The organism is Actinokineospora enzanensis DSM 44649, assembly GCF_000374445.1.
Taxonomy (GTDB): Bacteria; Actinomycetota; Actinomycetes; order Mycobacteriales; family Pseudonocardiaceae; genus Actinokineospora; species Actinokineospora enzanensis.
Map to the genome: position 1 here is coordinate 1 of NZ_KB894422.1, position 16156 is coordinate 16156.

Sequence of the window (16156 nt, forward strand, 5' to 3'; positions counted from 1 at the left end):
CTCCCGCACATAGCCGTCGGTCGCGGCGAACATCACCGCGATATCCCCAGCACCGCGGCCCTACATGGAGGCCAGCACGATCCCGGCTCGCCGTAATCGAACACGGTCCCGCGTGGACCGGGTGATCTTGACCAGACGCTGGGCCTCCTCAGGCCCCAGCCGACGAACGAACACCTCAGGACGACGTCCCACTCGACCACCACCTCCAGCGGCCAAGCCTGGACCATCACCGGACACCACGTCCACGCGACACGATTACAACGCCGACGTTGCTTGATGCGGCACTAGCGTGGGCGGCCGTCGGGTTGCTGCCAAAGTGGAGGGAAATGCGGCCGGTTCCGGCAGCCTGAGCGGTATTCGTCCTACCATCCGGCGTGACCTCAGAGCCCGCCAAGCCCACCCGGGGCACGGTCTTCATCCTGCTGGCCTCGCTCGCGTTCGGCAGTTCCGGCCCGCTTGCCAAGCACCTCATGCAGTCCGGGTTCTCGCCACAGGAAGTGGCGAGCGCGCGCATCGGGCTCGCGGCGATAGTTCTTCTTCTCGCCGTCTCCGTCACCCAGCCCAGCATCCTTCGCATCGACCGTAAGCACTGGCGGACCGTTGTCGCGTTCGGGCTTATCGGGGTCGCGGCCGTGCAGTTGCTCTTCTTCGTCGCCGTCTCCCGCCTGCCCGTCGGCGTGGCGATGTTGCTCGAATACACCTCCCCCGTCCTCGTGGCGCTCTGGGTCCGGTTCGTGCGTCGGACCAAGCTGTCGCGGCTGTCTTGGGCGGGTACGGCGCTCGCGTTCGTCGGGCTCGCGGCGGTGGCGCAGGTGTGGGACAGCGGGCGGATCGACTCGCTCGGGTTGCTTGCCGGGATGGCGGCGGCGCTGTGTTCGGCGGGCTATTACCTGCTCGCCGAACGGGGGGCGGGTGAGCAACACCCGATCGGGATGGTCACCTGGGGCATGGTGATCGGCGCGTTGGCCGTTTTCGCCGTCGCCCCACCATGGGATCTGCCCATCACCACCGACGGTGACTCGCTCGGCTACCTGGTCACGCTCGCGGTGGTCAGCACCGCGCTCGCCTACGCCCTGAGCACCAGCTCTCTGCGTCACCTACCGTCCACAGTGGCCAGTGTGCTGGCACTGACCGAACCCGTCGTGGCCACCCTGTTGGCATGGGCGATGCTCGGCGAGACCCTCGACGCGGCGCAGATCGTGGGCATGGTGGTGCTGCTGTCCGGCGCCCTGCTGGTCCAGCTGGCCGCCCGCGCTCTTGTCACACCAGCCGAACCTTTGCCCATGAAATGAGACCCAAGTCACTCCAGATCCACCCGGTCGAGTGAACATCCGGCCATTCCGGCCGTAACCGGAACCGATAAAAGTAAAGCTCCGTTTACTCGACGGACGCGACACATGGTGGTCGATCGGTCACCATGTGCTGCGACATCGGTTCATCACTCCGACATCTGGAGGTTCCCATGGGTGCCGTCCGCACCAACAGTCCCGCACACGCGCCACCGATCCACCGGGTGCGCCAGTGGCTCGGCCGGGACGCCCGGTTCGACCTGGCCGCCTCGCTCGTCGTGTTCCTCGTGGCCATCCCCCTCTCCCTCGGTATCGCCGCCGCCTCCGACGCGCCGGTCATGGCGGGTCTCATTGCCGCCGTCGTCGGCGGTGTCGTCGCCGGATCGCTCGGCGGCTCCGCACTCCAGGTCAGCGGCCCGGCCGCCGGGCTGACCGTGGTCGTCGCCGGGCTCGTCGGCCAGTTCGGCTGGGCCGTCACCTGCGCCATCACCGTGCTCGCCGGTGTACTGCAGGTCGCACTCGGCGCCGCGCGCATCGGCCGCGCCGCGCTCGCCATCTCCCCCACCGTCGTGCACGCCATGCTCGCGGGCATCGGCGTCACCATCACCCTGGGCCAGCTGCACGTCCTGTTCGGCGGCGCGCCGGGGTCCACCGCCTGGGAGAACGTCCGCGACCTGCCCGCCACCGTGCTGTCGGCGGACATCGCCGCCGCGCTGGCCGGACTGGCGGTGATCGCCATGCTGGTGCTGTGGCCGCGGCTGCCCGCGCGCGTGCGCGGTGTCCCGGCCCCGCTGGTGGCGATCGTGCTGGTGACGGTCGTCGGCACGGTCCTGGCGCTGGACGTGGACAGGGTGTCGCTCCCGGACTCTCCGCTCGCCGCGATCCAGCTGCCGCGGCTGCCCGAGGGCGAGTGGCTCGCGTTCACCGTCGGCGTGTTCACCATGGCGATCATCGCCAGCGTGGAGAGCCTGCTGTCGGCGCTGTCGGTGGACAAGCTCAGCGAGGGCCGCCACCGCAGCGACCTCGACCGCGAGCTGGTCGGCCAGGGCAGCGCGAACATCGTGTCCGGCATGCTCGGCGGCCTGCCGGTCACCGGCGTGATCGTGCGCAGCTCCACCAACGTGCGCGCGGGCGCCCGCACCCGCGCCTCGGCGGTCATGCACGGCGTCTGGGTGCTGCTGTTCACCGCGCTGCTGGTCGGCCTGGTGGAGCAGGTGCCGCTGGCCGCGCTCGCCGGTCTGCTGGTGGTGATCGGCCTGCGCCTGGTGCGCCCGGCCGACATCGGCGTCGCGCGCAGGCACGGCGAGCTGCACGTGTACACGGTCACGATCGCAGGCGTGGTCCTGCTGAACCTGTTGGCGGGCGTGCTCATCGGCCTCGCGGTGTCGCTGCTGGACACGCTGCGCCGGGTCGTGTGGGCGCGGCTGCGGTTCGAGCCGGGCGACGACACCGACGCCGAGGGCAGGCCACGCTGCACGGTGTTCGTCGAGGGGACGTTGAGCTTCCTGTCCCTGCCGCGTGTCGCCCGGGTGCTGTCGCAGGTGCCCGAGGGCAGCGCGGTGCAGCTGGCGCTGGTGGTCGACTACCTCGACCACGCCGCCTACGAGCACCTGTCGGCCTGGCGCGGGCAGCACGAACGCGGCGGCGGCACGGTCGAGGTCGACGAGATGGGGCGCATTGGCAAGCGTCACCAGTCGGGGGTGCCGCGCTGGTTCTCGCCGTGGTCGCACTGGCAGGGCGACCACCCGGTCATCCCGGCGCAACGCTCGACCGGCGCCGACGACCACGCCCTGCGCCCGCTGGTCACCGGCGCGCGCGAGTACCACCGCTCCGGCGCCCCGGCGCTGCGCCCGCACCTGCGCAGGCTCGCCGGATCGCAGCAGCCGCAGGCGCTGTTCCTGACCTGCGCGGACTCCCGGATCGTGCCGAACGTGATCACCACGTCCGGTCCCGGCGACCTGTTCACCATCCGCAACGTCGGCAACCTGGTGCCCGACCCGGACACCGACCAGTCGGTGCAGGCGGGCGTCCTCTACGCGCTCAACGCGCTGAGCGTGCCGACCCTGGTGATCTGCGGCCACTCCCGCTGCGGCGGCATGGCCGCCCTCCTCGACGGCCGCACCGACGACGACCCGGTCGGCCGCTGGCTGCGCTGGGGCACTCCCAGCCTGGACGCCTTCCGCGCGGGCCACCCGCTCGCCGCCCGCGCCGCGGCCGAGGGCTGGTCGGCGGTCGACCAGTTGGCCATGGTCAACGTCGCTGTCCAGCTGGAGTCCCTGCGCGCGACCCCGGAGGTGGCCGCCAGCGGCGCCCGGTTGGTGGGCCTGTTCTTCGACATCCCCACCGGCACCCTGCACATGCTCGACGGCGACCGCGTCACTCCCCTGGAAGACGCCGCCTTGACCAGGTGACCACCGTCACACCGGTCCGGGCGCCGGCGATGTACACCGGTGTCCGGACCGGAGGTGACCATGAACCCGACCCGCCGCGAACAGCGCCGCGCCCGCAACGCGTTATTCCGCCAGCTCCTGGTGGCCAGCCTCGCCATCCTCATCGCCTCGGCCCGCCGACGATGAGGGTCTGGCCTTCAACTCGGTCGTGGCAGGCATGGCTTCCCGATCGCTCCACCGCTTGCCTGCGAGAAATGCGTCCGACCAGCCGGTGGTCGGCCGAGCCTTGATCCGAGCAGCCCGATCGACCACCGGAATGGATCAGCCGCCGTTGGCTGGGGTGTAGGTGGTTGTCGTGGTGAGAGCGGTGGTGGGGACGGCTTCGAGGAAGCGGCGGCCGAGGGCGGCTCGGGCGCGGACCGCCGGGTGGGTGCCGCCGAAGTCGTCGGGGTTGGGGGCGCCTTGGCAGAACAGGGCGTAGATCAGGGTGGGGTGGTCCGCCGAGTCGAAGACGATGCCTGCCTCGTTGCGGCCGTCGTTGAACCAGCCTGCCTTGGTGGCGACGCGGGCGCGTTCGTCGGAGGACATCTCGCGGCGGATGCCGTCGGTGTGGGCGGCTTGGGAGCGGAGGATGTGCAACAGGTACGCCGTCGACGAAGGGGTCAGCAGGTTGCCCTGGGCGAGGGCCTGCAGCAGGTTGTGCGTCTCGCGAGGGGTTGTCTTGCCGAGATAGAAGCGGTTGGGGTTCGCGACCGGTACGACCTGGGTCTTGGGAAAGCCCTTGTCCACCAGGATCTGGTTCACTTCCAACGCCGGACACACAAGCCCGCATAAGCGCACGGCAGTGTCATCGGAGACGGTCAGCAGCAACGCCAGCACGTGTCCGACGGTCACGGAACTCGGGTAGGCGCCGTCCAGCGGGAGGATGCCGTCGCCGGTCGGGATGACGATGTCGGCGGTGACCTCGACCCGCTGGGTGAGCGAGATCAGCCCCCGGTCGACCTTGTCCAGGACCGCGACCGCGACGGCCACCTTGTTCACGCTGTAGGCCTCGACCAGGTCGTCCGCGCGCTCGGCCACCACGTCGGTGCCCGCGAGGCTGATCACCGACTCCCAGGTGCCGCCTGCCTTGCGGGTCTGGCGCCGGTAGGCGTCGGCCAGGCCGGACGGGTGGTTCGCCGGGCCGTGGCCGGTGCCGGATATCCCGCCGCGCGGGTCGGGGTCCGCCGGAGCCGGAGTCGCGGCGGCCGCGGGGGCGAATCCGACCACCGCTGCGGCGGTGCCCAGGCCGAGTGCTGCTCTGCGATTGAGTTTGTTTCCCACGACGTTGTACTACGCCGTTCGAGCGACCCGGGCCGTCCGACCGCGGCCCGGGTGTCGCGTTTCCGCCTATACCGGGATCACCGTGGGAACGATCATCGGGCGCCTGCGGTAGGTGTCGGCGACCCAGCGGCCCACCACCCGGCGGACGGCCTGGGCGATGCGGTGGGTGTCGGTGATGCCCTCGGACTCGGTGTGCGACAGCTCCATCTCGACCAGCGACACCACGTCGTCGAGTGCCTTCGGGTCGTCGGAGAAGCCGCGGCCGGAGATGGTCGGCGGGGCGACCGCGCGGCCGGTGGCCGAGTCGACCGCGACGGTGATGGCGATGAAGCCGCCCTCGCCCAGGACCAGGCGGTCGGACAGGGTGGACTCGCCGACGTCGCCGACGGACAGGCCGTCCACGTACACGTGGCCGACCTCGACCCGGCCGGTGATCCTGGCGCGGCCGTCGACCAGGTCGACCACCACGCCGTCCTCGGCGATGACCACGTTCTCCGCGGGCACCCCGGTCTTGGCCGCGAGCGCGGCGTTGGCCCGCAGGTGGCGCCACTCGCCGTGCACCGGCATGACGTTGCTGGGGCGCACCGCGTTGTACAGGAACAGCAGCTCGCCCGCGGGCGCGTGCCCGGAGACGTGGACCTTGGCGTTGCCCTGGTGCACGACGTGCGCGCCGAGCCGGACCAGGCCGTTGACCACGCCGAACACCGCGTTCTCGTTGCCCGGGATGAGCGAGCTGGCCAGCACGACCGTGTCGCCCGGCCGCACCGAGATCTGCCGGTGCTCACCGCGCGCCATCCGGGACAGCGCGGACAGCGGTTCGCCCTGGGAACCGGTGGAGACGAACAGCACCTGGTCCTCGGGCATGGCCATGGCCTCGTCGAGGTTGATCAGCAGCCCGGGGGGCACGTTGAGCAGGCCGAGGTCGGCGGCGATGCCCATGTTGCGGACCATGGAGCGGCCGACCAGCGCGACCCGGCGGCCGTGGTTCTGCGCCACGTCGAGCACCTGCTGCACGCGGTGCACGTGGCTGGCGAAGCAGGCGACGATGATCCGCTGGTCGGCGCGGGCGATGACGCCGTCGAGCACCGGGCCGATCTCGCGCTCGGAGACCACGAAGCCGGGCACCTCGGCGTTGGTGGAGTCGACCAGGAACAGGTCGACGCCCTCGTCGCCGAGCCGGGAGAAACCGGCCAGGTCGGTGAGGCGGCCGTCCAGCGGCAGCTGGTCGAGCTTGATGTCGCCGGTGTGCAGGGCGATGCCCGCCGGGGTGCGGATGGCGACCGCGAGCGCGTCCGGGATGGAGTGGTTGACCGCGAAGAACTCGCAGTCGAACTCGCCGTAGGAGACGTGCTCGCCCTCCTTGACCTCGCGCAGCCGCGGGTCGAGGCGGTGTTCCCGGCACTTGGCCGCGACCAGGGCGAGGGTGAACCGGGAGCCGACGACCGGCAGGTCGGGGCGCATCCGGAGGAGGAACGGCACGGCGCCGATGTGGTCCTCGTGGCCGTGCGTGAGGACCAGCGCGTCGATCTCGTGCAGCCGGGACTCGATGGGCCGGAAGTCGGGCAGGATCAGGTCGACGCCGGGCTGCTGGTCCTCGGGGAACAGCACGCCGCAGTCGACGATGAGCAGTCTGCCCGCGTACTCGAACACGGTCATGTTGCGGCCGACCTCGCCGATGCCGCCGAGCGCGAAGACCCGCAGGCCGCCCTCGGGCAGCGCGGGCGGCGGGTTGCCTGGCCAGCCGCCCGACCTGGGCGACCCGTGCTGCCTCATCACCACGTCCTCCCCACGCCGCCGGACACCGCTCCGACGATCATGGCACCGGGGGTGCGCGGGCCGCGAACCGAGGCCGCGACTACCCCCGCGCGGGCGACCCGGACCGCGGGCATGCCGGAAGAGTTACGGCCGGAGCGGGCCGGGCCGGAACTCTTTCCGTCCACAGAGCACGGAATCCGGGAATCCGTTCGCCCGGCCCGGGTCCGCGGCGCGCCGACGGTCGGTCTCACTGGTGCACCGTCCCGGCGCTGGTGTGCGTGGTGGTGGCGATGTAGGCGGCGTTGGCGTCGGCGTGCGCCACCCGGGCGGCGGCGACGTGCGACTCCGGCGCCTCCAGCAGCGGCACGCCCGCCTCGGCCAGGTCGGCGGCGATGGCGCGGACCTGCTCCGGGGTGGCGGGCGGCAGCGGCAGCCGGGGGTCGCCCACGGCGTGGCCGCGCAGGGTCAGCGCGGTCTTGCTGAACACCACGCCGCCCACCCGGCTGAACGCGCGGAGCACCGGGAGGAGTCCATTGTGGATGTTGCGGGCGGCGGTGACCTCGCCGTTCTCGTGGGTGTCCAGCATGGACCGCAGCCGACCGGCGACCACGTGCCCGATCACGCTGACGAAGCCGACCCCGCCGATCGACACCCAGGGCAGGTTTAACGCGTCGTCGCCGGAGTAGTAGGCCAGGTCGGTGCTGGCGATGACCTGGCTGCCCGCGAGCAGGTCGCCCTTGGCGTCCTTGACGGCCTGGATGCGCGGGTGCTCGGCCAGCCTGCGCAGGGTGTCGACCTCGATGGGCACGACCGAGCGCGGCGGGATGTCGTAGAGCATGACCGGCAGGCCGGTGGCGTCGGCGGCGGCGGTGAAGTGCGCCAGCAGCCCGGCCTGCGGCGGCCGCGAGTAGTACGGGGTGACCACAAGCAGCCCGTGCGCGCCCGCCTTCTCGGCCTCGCGGGCCAGGTGCACGGTGTGCGCGGTGTCGTAGGTGCCGACCGAGCCGACCACCGTCGCCCGGTCCCCGACCGCCTCCACCACGGCCCGGACCAGGTCGGATTTCTCCCGGTCGGTGGTCGTCGGCGACTCGCCGGTGGTGCCGTTGACGACGATGCCGTCGTTGCCCAGCTCCACGAGGTGCTCGGCGAGGGCCTGCGCGCGGTCGAGGTCGACCGAACCGTCGGCGGCGAAGGGGCTGACCATGGCGGTCAGCACCCGCCCGAACGGACGGCCCGGGGCGGCGGTGGGGCATGCGGTCATGGTGCTGACGCTACCCGCTGGCCATCCCGGTGACGCCCGCCACCGCCTGGTTGTGGATGGATTCGCGCCTTGTGGACGGATTCCCGGAAGACCTAAAGGCCGCGCTTCATACCGCGCAACGCGGCCACCGATGTCTCCGGTCCCGAGTACTCGACCGTGCTCTCGGCTCGCCCGAACGCGTCGAGCAGCAGTTCCCCGGGTTCTCCCGTGATCGTCACCGGTTCCGGCCCGGTCCGCGCGGTGGTCTCCCGGCCGTCCGGCGCGCGCAGTACCACCCCGACGGGGCTACGCCGGTAGTTCAACCTGGCCGCGCGGGTCAACCCCGTCCACAAAGCACGGTCACGCTCGGCGTCGTTCGCACGCGGTTCCCACCCGGTGGCGGCACGGCGCACGTCCTCGTGGTGGACGTAGTACTCCACGGCGTTGGCCTGCTCGTCCAGCCAGTGCAGCGGCGAGTAGACCGGCGGTCCTGTCCGCACCAGGTCGACCAGTTCCGTCCACGGCCGTTGCGCGTAACCGGCCTGCACGCGTTCGGTGTGCCCGGCCAGCGCGGGGATCACGATCCCGGGCGCCGCGTCGAGCCGCCGTTCCCGGATGACCAGGTGCGCGGCGAGGTCGCGGGTCAGCCATCCCGCGCACAGCGTGGGCGCGTCCGGTCCCACCTCGGTGAACAGTTCCGACAGCGCCGCGCGCTCAGCCTTGGCCAGACCCATGCCCCGAGCCTACGACGTGCTGTTCACCTGGTCGGTGTCCATGGTGTTCTTGTCCTTGCGGTAGAGCACGCAGAACACGGTGTGCTCGCCGTAGCTGGACGACGCCTCCGACTTCTCCCAGGACTGCTGGGACGGGTAGATCACGGCGAAGGTCAGCAGCGCCTTGTCCTTCGGCTTGACCCGGTCGGTGTTGAACAGCCACTCGCAGTGCCCGATGCCCGCCTGCTGGATCAGGTCGGGTTTATAGGCCCACTTCGAGCTCGAATCACCCAGGTCGAACGTGCCGTAGACCTGCACGCGGTGCTCCTCCTCGCAGCTGGCGGTGCCGTCGAACGAGGTCCCGGTCTGCAGCACGCTGCTGGAGCAGTAGCCGTCGCTGAGGCCGAACTTGGGCAGGTCGGCGGTGCCGCGCCCGTAGGACAGCGTGAGCGGCGGCGCGGGCGGTTCCACCGCGTTGGCCTTGGTGATCGCCGAGTTGATCGCGTACCCGCCGACCAGACCGGCCACCAGCGCGATGCCCGCGCCGATGGCCAGCGCCTTGACCGGGAACCTCGGCTTGGCGGCCGGGGCCATGGGCGGGATCGTGGTGGTGGGGTTCTGGTGCGGGTAGTACGCGGTGCCGCCGGTGATCATGGTCGGACCGGTGGGCGGCCCCAGCGGCACGTGCGAGAGCATGCCGCGCACCTGTCCGGACGTGAGGCGCGCGGCCGGGGTCCCCACCATCAGACCCGACACGACCGACGCCAGCGCACCTTGCGCGCGCGTCAGGTAGGGCACCTCGCTCAGGATCGCGTGCATCGTCGCCGCGGTGGTGGTGCGCTCGTACGGCGAGTAGCCCTCGATCGCGTAGAACAGCACGGCGCCCAGCGCCCACAGGTCGGAGCTGGCGCTGGCCTCCTCGCCGCGCAGCCGTTCCGGCGCCATGTAGGTGGGCGAGCCGATGAGCATGCCGCTGCTGGTCAGCCGCGGGTCGTCGAGCGACTGGGCGATCCCGAAGTCGGTGAGCTTCACCCGCCCGTTGGCCGCCAGCATGATGTTGCTGGGCTTGACGTCGCGGTGCACGATCCCGGCCTGGTGCGCCGCGTCCAGCGCGGACAGCAACTGCTCGGCGACCTTGGCGACCTGTTCCTGCGGCAGCGGCCCGCGCTCGCGGATGACGTCGGACAGCGTGGGTGCCTGGATCAGCTCCATGACGATGTAGGTGGCGCCCGACTCCTGCACCACGTCGTAGACCGTCACCACGGCCGGGTCGTTGAGCCGCCCGGCGGTGCGTGCCTCGCGCAGCACCCGCTCCTCGAACACCGCCCGCTCGTTCGCCGGGACGCCGTCGGGCAGGTGCAGCTCCTTGATCGCCACGTGCCTGCCGATCATGCGGTCCTCGGCCAGCCACACCACGCCCATGCCGCCGCGGCCCAGCTCGTTGAGGATCGCGTAGCGGCCCGCGACCACCCGGGGTCCATGTGCGACGGTGGGTCCCTGCTCGGAACCCTGCTCTTGCGACACCGGCAACCTCCTCGACCGCGCGAATCCTAATGGTCCTATCGCGCGGGGGAGCTCGAACGGGTCAACTTGTCGCGGCGTCGCCGTGCACGTCGTGCCCTGCCTCGCGCAACGCGGCGACCGCCCGGTCCAGGTCGGCGTCGTGCACGAGGACGTGGTCGGTGTCGAAGGTGGACACGGCGAACAGCGGCACCCCCGCCGCGGCCAGCGAGCTGGCGATCGAGGCCATGATCCCGGTGAGGGTGAACTCCAGCGGGCCACGCACGGTGAGCAGCCGCCAGCCCAGCTCGGTCCGGCCGCCGCCCGGGGTGGCGTCGGCCGGGGTCACGATGGACAGCTCGGTCGCCGTCCTGGTGACCGAGACCAGTCCGGGCGCGGTGAACAGCTCCGGCGCGATCGGCGTGCCCGGCGCGAACCGGGTGATCGAGTACTCGCCCGCGACGACGTCGATGACCAGCCTGCGCACCGCTCAGCCCTCGGCGACGAGCGGGCTGGACGCGACCTCGGTGCCGTCCGGCAGCGCGGAGATGGTGAAGTCGGCGAACGCGTTGGCGGCGGCCTTCTGCAGCTGCCGCAGGCACTCCACGGCCAGCGCGCGGATCTCCACGTCGGCGTGCTCGGAGGCGCGCATGGCGATGAAGTGCCGCCACGCGCGGTAGTTGCCGGTGACCACGATCCGGGTCTCGGTGGCGTTGGGCAGGATCGAGCGGGCGGCCTGCCGCGCCTGCTTCTTGCGCAGGGTCGCGCTGGGCACGTCGGCGAACTTCTTCTCCAGCCCGACCAGCAGCTCGTTGTAGGCGTCCTGCGCGGCCTGGGCGGCGGCCAGGAACTTCTCGTGCAGCTCCGGGTCGGCGGCGATGACGTCCGGCTCGACCATGGCGGCGGACTTCTCCGGCACGTAGCGCTGGGAGAGCTGCGAGTAGGAGAAGTGGCGGTGGCGGATCAGCTCGTGGGTGAGCGAGCGGGAGATGCCGGAGATGTAGAAGGAGACGCTGCCGTGTTCGAGCACGGACAGGTGGCCGACCTCGATGATGTGGCGGATGTAACCGGCGTTGGTTGCGGTGGCCGGGTTCGGTTTCTTCCAGGACTGGTAGCACGCACGGCCCGCGAACTCGGCCAGCGCCTCGCCGCCCTCGGCGTCGGTGGACCACGGCACGTCCGACGGCGCCAGGAACTCCGTCTTGGCGATGAGCTGCACCTTCGGCGACACCGTCTCGGTCACGTGCACGTCCTTTGCGTCGGCTGTCGACCACCTGGCTGTCGACCACTGGGCGTCACAGTAGTCGTCACACGAGCGGGGACCGGCCATCGGCACGTGACACCACTCGACACCAGCCGGGCGATAGTTGACACCCCGGTCCGACTTGACTGATGTCAGAAATGACGTCATGGTGGTGTCATGGATTTGAGCACCTACCTCGCCTCCCTCCGGGACGACCTGACCACCACCGCCTCCGCCGGCGACGAGGCCACCCGCCGCGCCGCCGCCGTGCTGGCCGCCGCGCTGGAGCCGTCCGCCCGCCTGGCCATCATGAACGCACTGGCCGACCTGGCCGCGGAGATCACCGCCACGCTGCCCGACCACGTCGTCGAGGTCCGCCTGGACGGCCGTGATGTCAAGGTGGTGGTCACGGCGACGCGCGAGCACCCCGAGCCGCCACCGCCGCCGCCCCCACCACCGCCCGGCGAGGAGCCGCCGCCCCTGGGCGGCGACATGAGCCGGATGACGCTGCGGCTGTTCGAGGAGCTGAAGGCGAAGGCCGAGCGGGCCGCGTCGTCACAGGGCGTGTCGCTGAACACGTTCGTGCAGCAGGCGGTCCAGGGCGCGCTGAGCGGGCACGGCAAGACCCGCAAGCACCACCGGCCCGAACCGGAGTGGGACCAGTCCTCGGCCCACCGCGTGCAGGGGTGGTACGAGGGATGAGCGACGTGCGGATGGAGCAGTTCGCCACCGGCGGCGACCCGGTGGAGGTCACGATCGCGCTCGGCGCGGGCCGGGTGGACGTGCGGCTGACCGACGAGGAGGGCGTGGACGTCGAGGTCCGGCACTCGCCGGAGGACGCGAGCCCGTGGGCCGACCCGCTCAACAACCTGATGTCCTGGTTCACCAACCAGTTCGGCGAGGAGACGACCACCGACGTCACCGCCGAGGCGGTGCAGCGCACCCGGGTCGAGCTCATCGGCGGCAGGCTCGTGGTGCGCACCCCGAAGGAGGCCCAGCTGCGCAGCATCCCGATGGCGGTGACCGTGCGCGCCCCGCTCGGCTCGTCGGTGTCGGTGCGCAGCGGCGCGGGCTCGGTCCGGGTCACCGGCGTCGCCGACCGGGTGGACGTGACCACCGGCGGCGGCACCATCGACATCGCCGAGGCCACCGGCCCGGTCCAGGCCACCAGCGGCACCGGCGCGGTCCGCGTCGGCCCGGCACCGGCAGGCGCGCAGGTCCGCACCGGCCGCGGCGAGATCGAGCTGGCCGCGCTGGGCGGCTCGTCGATGGTCCTCACCGGCGGCGGCGACGTCTGGCTGGGCGCGGTCACCGGCAGCGTCAACGTCCGCTCCGGCACCGGCAACATCACCGTCGCCGACGCGGCCAGCGGGGACGTGCAGCTCAAGACCGGTTCGGGCGCGCTGCGGATCGGCATCCGCCCGGGGTCGCCCGCGGAGATCGACGTCTCCTCGGGGTCCGCGGACGTACGCAGCGAGCTGCCGTTGCGGGGCACGGCACCGGAACAGGCGCCCCCGTTGCGGGTGCGCGCCCGCACCGGGCTGGGTTCCGCGCTCGTCACGCTCGCGACCACCACGGCCCGCTAGGGGGTGGGGCCGTGTGGATGGGGGGAAGGCCGTCGATACTGGCCTTCCCCCGCCGCGCGTGCTGGGTCGAGCCCCCCGCGACGGAACGGATGATCCACAGCGCTAGCGACGATGACGCTCCTGCAGAGCAGGCAGACGAAGATCCGCCACCAGCTCCCGCAGAGTCGTGACATGCGCCAGGTCCGTGGGCTCCTCGGTGGCGGCGAGGAGGAGCCCACCGCGGGCGGCCTGGCGCAGCCGCGCCCAAGGGGCGGCGCGCACGCGGTCCTCGCCGATGGTCGCCAGCTGGGTGGTGTCCCAGTAGTTGACCCACCAGACACCGGGCGGCACGCAGCGGGTGTCGTACTCCTCTGGGACCAGCAGGTGCGGCAGGTCATCGGATTCGGGCGGTTCGGGGATGTAGTGCCGGTACTCCTCGGGAACGGCAGCCCGCGCGCGCTCGGTGGCGCGGTGGGATTGGTACAGCAGAAGGAAACGGTCGTCCTCGACGTGGGCGTGGTAGGCGTCGACGGCGGTGGTCAGGTCGTCGATCAGGGCCATGCAGGCGTCGACCGTGGTCGGTGGCAGCGGGAACCACACGGTGTCGGGTTCCGCCACCAGGACCATCGGACCGGAGGTGAGCAGGCTCGGGCGCGCCTCGCCGCGTTCCCGGGCCGCCAGAACCTCGCCGAGGTAGGCGGCCAGCGGACGTCTCGTGGGCTCGATGGGGATGCCCAGGTCGGTGGTCCACGGGTCCTGGGCGAGGTTGTGCTGGGCGAGCACGACGGCGGCGTTGGCGAGGACCTGGGCCGGGTCCAGCGCCGCGAGACTGGCCGTGACACGGCGGTTGGCGTCGGTCATGGTCACTCCGGGATGTGCAGGACCGGGGGCTTGCCACCCCAGCGGGCGATGAGCAGCTGCACGATGTGGCGGTCGGGTTGCGCCCATTGGTAGTGGAGCCCGCACCGGGCGGCGACCGCCAGACCGAGGTCTTTCTGCGTGTCCCATCTGGCCAGCTGGAACGCCGTCCAGCCCACGTGTTTGGGATTGAAGAACCAGCCGTACCCGGTCTTGACCTCCCACGTGGTGCCGGTGCCCGGTGTCCGGCCGTCGTAGTAGATCTGCAGGGGCGGCGGGGCGGTGCGCACGAACTCGTCCGACGGGGTGCCGGTGACCTTGGTGGCGTAGGCGTCGTGCCGGGCGTGCCCGCCCCGGCGCGGCACGGATTCCGAGGTACAGCCGGGGGTGCGCTGTTGCGTGACGGGCCAGTCCTCGCGGGACATGGCACCGTCGACCGCCGCGTCCGGCTCCAGTTGTCTGGCGGCGACCAGATAGCGGAGGTAGTCCCGCTGGGGCTGGGTGAGTCCGCCGAGCCACTCGTATTCCACTTGGCCGCCGTAGGGACCGCCGGTGATCGGGTTGACCATGTCCATCCACGGCGGGGCGGTGGACAGCGGCAACAACGTGAAGAGGGCCACCAACAAGGACGTGCCCAGGATCCCGGGCGCGAACACGATGCCGGGGAGGTCCTCCGGCTCCACCCTCGGCGGCCTGGGTTCGACCGTCCTGCCTCGCGGCGGCCCGGGATCGACCGGTTCGCGCGGCACCTTGTCGATCTTCGTGCCCTCCGGCCGGATGCGCACTCCCGGATTGCCGACCCGGGCGGCGCTCGGCGGGGAGTTCTTCGTCAGCGGCATCGGCAGGTCCGGGAAGTCGTCGACGTCCGCGGGCCGGAACGGCGGGTCCAGCAGTCCCGCCTTCCGCCACTCCGCCACCCATGGGGCGAGGAAGACCGGCACCGGGCGCGCCTGCTGTCGGGCGGCCAGGGCCATCCTGCCTGCGACGGCCTGGTTCCCGGCCTGCCGCTGGATGGCCACCAGCGCGTGCGGGTTCGGCGCGGCGGCCCGCGGGGCCACTCGCGCCGGATGGTCGGGAACCTCTGATTTCCGCATGACCACCCGCCTTCCGTAGCTGAGAATCACGGTAGTCATACCGCCACCATGTGCCACCGGCTACCGGAGCAACCACACGGGCAAGATCACCCGTACCGTCCGGTCTCCATCCCGGCACCCGCGAAGGAGGACCCGTCCCGTGACCAGCCACGAGGCGATGCTGAACCGGATGCGCGCGACCCACTTGGCCCGCAACGGCCCCCCGGACCGCACGAACGCGGCCGCCCACCGCGCCGCAGCCGCCGGAAACCCCGACGACACCACCCGCCGGGCCCTGGCCGAGTCGCTGGCCCAGTTGGCCCTCGACGAGTTCGGGGCAGGCGAGTTCGAGCAGTCCATCACCACTCTCGACGAGGTCGTGCACCTCTACCGCGACCTGGCCCGGGATCGGCGCCTCGCCCTGGCCCTGCTGGTGCGGTCCCACGTCAACGGAATCCTTCGCAGGCCCCTGTCCGCTGTCGCCGACGCCCAGAACGCCCTGCACCTGCTGATCCGCGCCGAGGCCCCGGACCAGATCGGCCTCTCCACCGACCTGCACCACCAACTCGCCTACGCCGCTTTATCGATGTCCCTCGCAGGCTACGAACCCGAACTCGTCCTGCGCATGACCGCGGTGACGAAACACAGCCACAAACCCCTCGACAGCGAATCCCGTTCGCACGCCGCCCGCGCCGCCTCCCTCGCCTACATCGCCCTCCGCGACCCGAACGGCATGATGACCGCCCTGGTCCAACTCGTCACCGCCGACCCGGACGGCGAGGCGGACCTGTCCCGCGACCAAGCCCTGGCCGCCCCGATGGGCACCCGGCTCGGCAAGGTCCTCCACCGCCACCCCGCGCTGTACACCTCGTTACGCGGCCCCCACGAGCACCCCGTCCTCCTCACCGCCGAACCCCGATGGCTGCTCCCCCACTCATCCACCGGCAGCGATCGCGACGAGGTGGCGGCCGAGCTGCTCTCCCTGTTACGCAAGGCAAAGGGCCTCGACGCCGTCACGCTCGGTCTGGAAATCCACGCCCTGCACGCGATCGACGGAAAGCCCACCGAGACCTGGTCCCACGCCTTGGCCTTGCTGAGCCGCGCCTACGAGAAGTCCGGCGGGACAGCACAGCTCGCGGACGCACAGGACTGGCTCGCCCGATTCCCCAGCCTCCCCCGCCGCCGCTGGTGGCAGGGAAGGTAGCGG

The 16156-nt window shown here is 71.5% G+C and carries 15 protein-coding genes; 6 read left to right on the top strand and 9 right to left on the bottom strand.

Annotation, left to right across the window (positions count from 1 at the left end):
- Nucleotides 1-374 precede the first annotated feature (374 nt).
- From C503_RS40305 to C503_RS48580, 3 genes are all read left to right on the top strand, one after another.
- Nucleotides 375-1292: an EamA family transporter gene (locus tag C503_RS40305; protein ID WP_018684360.1), complete on the top strand. Its 918-nt coding sequence runs from the start codon at nt 375-377 to the stop codon at nt 1290-1292.
- Between the two features lie 170 nt (nt 1293-1462).
- Complete coding sequence (locus C503_RS0121875; RefSeq protein WP_018684361.1) at nt 1463-3700, top strand: SulP family inorganic anion transporter; 2238 nt, start codon at nt 1463-1465, stop codon at nt 3698-3700.
- 39 nt (nt 3701-3739) lie between these two features.
- Nucleotides 3740-3865: a hypothetical protein gene (locus tag C503_RS48580; protein ID WP_018684362.1), complete on the top strand. Its 126-nt coding sequence runs from the start codon at nt 3740-3742 to the stop codon at nt 3863-3865.
- A 135-nt stretch (nt 3866-4000) separates the two neighbouring features.
- Here C503_RS48580 and C503_RS0121885 read toward each other — a convergent pair whose 3' ends face one another.
- From C503_RS0121885 to thyX, 7 genes are all read right to left on the bottom strand, one after another.
- Nucleotides 4001-5002 carry a serine hydrolase gene (locus C503_RS0121885; protein WP_018684363.1) on the bottom strand — a complete coding sequence of 334 codons (1002 nt, stop codon included), beginning with the start codon at nt 5000-5002 and terminating at the stop codon, nt 4001-4003.
- 66 nt (nt 5003-5068) lie between these two features.
- On the bottom strand, nt 5069-6775 hold the full coding sequence (locus tag C503_RS0121890; protein ID WP_018684364.1) for a ribonuclease J: 1707 nt from the start codon (nt 6773-6775) through the stop codon (nt 5069-5071).
- A gap of 229 nt (nt 6776-7004) precedes the next feature.
- Entirely contained in the window at nt 7005-8018 is a 1014-nt protein-coding gene (gene dapA, locus C503_RS0121895) for a 4-hydroxy-tetrahydrodipicolinate synthase (protein ID WP_018684365.1), read from the bottom strand.
- Between the two features lie 92 nt (nt 8019-8110).
- Nucleotides 8111-8731, bottom strand: a complete 621-nt coding sequence (locus C503_RS0121900) for a TIGR03085 family metal-binding protein (RefSeq protein ID WP_018684366.1) — start codon at nt 8729-8731, stop codon at nt 8111-8113.
- 9 nt (nt 8732-8740) lie between these two features.
- Complete coding sequence (locus C503_RS40310) at nt 8741-10234, bottom strand: serine/threonine-protein kinase (RefSeq protein WP_051114906.1); 1494 nt, start codon at nt 10232-10234, stop codon at nt 8741-8743.
- Between the two features lie 61 nt (nt 10235-10295).
- Nucleotides 10296-10697: an ACT domain-containing protein gene (locus C503_RS0121910; RefSeq protein WP_018684368.1), complete on the bottom strand. Its 402-nt coding sequence runs from the start codon at nt 10695-10697 to the stop codon at nt 10296-10298.
- Between the two features lie 3 nt (nt 10698-10700).
- Entirely contained in the window at nt 10701-11453 is a 753-nt protein-coding gene (gene thyX, locus C503_RS0121915; RefSeq protein ID WP_018684369.1) for an FAD-dependent thymidylate synthase, read from the bottom strand.
- Nucleotides 11454-11630: 177 nt separating this feature from the next.
- Between thyX and C503_RS0121920 the strand changes: the two genes are divergently transcribed.
- Nucleotides 11631-12155 (top strand): toxin-antitoxin system HicB family antitoxin, encoded by a 525-nt coding sequence (locus C503_RS0121920; RefSeq protein WP_018684370.1) that lies wholly within the window; start codon nt 11631-11633, stop codon nt 12153-12155.
- Nucleotides 12152-13039, top strand: a complete 888-nt coding sequence (locus tag C503_RS0121925) for a DUF4097 family beta strand repeat-containing protein (protein WP_018684371.1) — start codon at nt 12152-12154, stop codon at nt 13037-13039. Before C503_RS0121920 ends, C503_RS0121925 begins: the two co-directional genes overlap by 4 nt.
- Before the next feature lie 102 nt (nt 13040-13141).
- Here the strand turns inward: C503_RS0121925 and C503_RS0121930 are convergent, their stop codons facing one another.
- Both C503_RS0121930 and C503_RS0121935 read right to left on the bottom strand, forming a co-directional pair.
- The gene (locus tag C503_RS0121930) at nt 13142-13879 is read right to left on the bottom strand and encodes a DUF5953 family protein (RefSeq protein ID WP_018684372.1); all 738 of its coding nucleotides are present in this window, start codon (nt 13877-13879) and stop codon (nt 13142-13144) included.
- A gap of 2 nt (nt 13880-13881) precedes the next feature.
- Nucleotides 13882-14970: a hypothetical protein gene (locus C503_RS0121935; RefSeq protein WP_156893379.1), complete on the bottom strand. Its 1089-nt coding sequence runs from the start codon at nt 14968-14970 to the stop codon at nt 13882-13884.
- Between the two features lie 139 nt (nt 14971-15109).
- Here C503_RS0121935 and C503_RS0121940 point away from each other — a divergent pair, with 139 nt between their 5' ends.
- Nucleotides 15110-16153, top strand: coding sequence for a hypothetical protein (locus C503_RS0121940; protein WP_018684374.1), 1044 nt, complete (start codon nt 15110-15112; stop codon nt 16151-16153).
- Nucleotides 16154-16156: the final 3 nt, after the last annotated feature.

Coding starts and splice junctions, on each gene's coding strand:
- C503_RS0121875 (WP_018684361.1), top strand. CDS start 1,463: ATGGGTGCCGTCCGCACCAACAGTCCCGCACACGCGCCACCGATCCAC.
- C503_RS0121890 (WP_018684364.1), bottom strand. CDS start 6,775: ATGAGGCAGCACGGGTCGCCCAGGTCGGGCGGCTGGCCAGGCAACCCG.
- dapA (WP_018684365.1), bottom strand. CDS start 8,018: ATGACCGCATGCCCCACCGCCGCCCCGGGCCGTCCGTTCGGGCGGGTG.
- C503_RS0121900 (WP_018684366.1), bottom strand. CDS start 8,731: ATGGGTCTGGCCAAGGCTGAGCGCGCGGCGCTGTCGGAACTGTTCACC.
- C503_RS0121920 (WP_018684370.1), top strand. CDS start 11,631: ATGGATTTGAGCACCTACCTCGCCTCCCTCCGGGACGACCTGACCACC.
- C503_RS0121925 (WP_018684371.1), top strand. CDS start 12,152: ATGAGCGACGTGCGGATGGAGCAGTTCGCCACCGGCGGCGACCCGGTG.
- C503_RS0121930 (WP_018684372.1), bottom strand. CDS start 13,879: ATGACCGACGCCAACCGCCGTGTCACGGCCAGTCTCGCGGCGCTGGAC.
- C503_RS0121935 (WP_156893379.1), bottom strand. CDS start 14,970: ATGCGGAAATCAGAGGTTCCCGACCATCCGGCGCGAGTGGCCCCGCGG.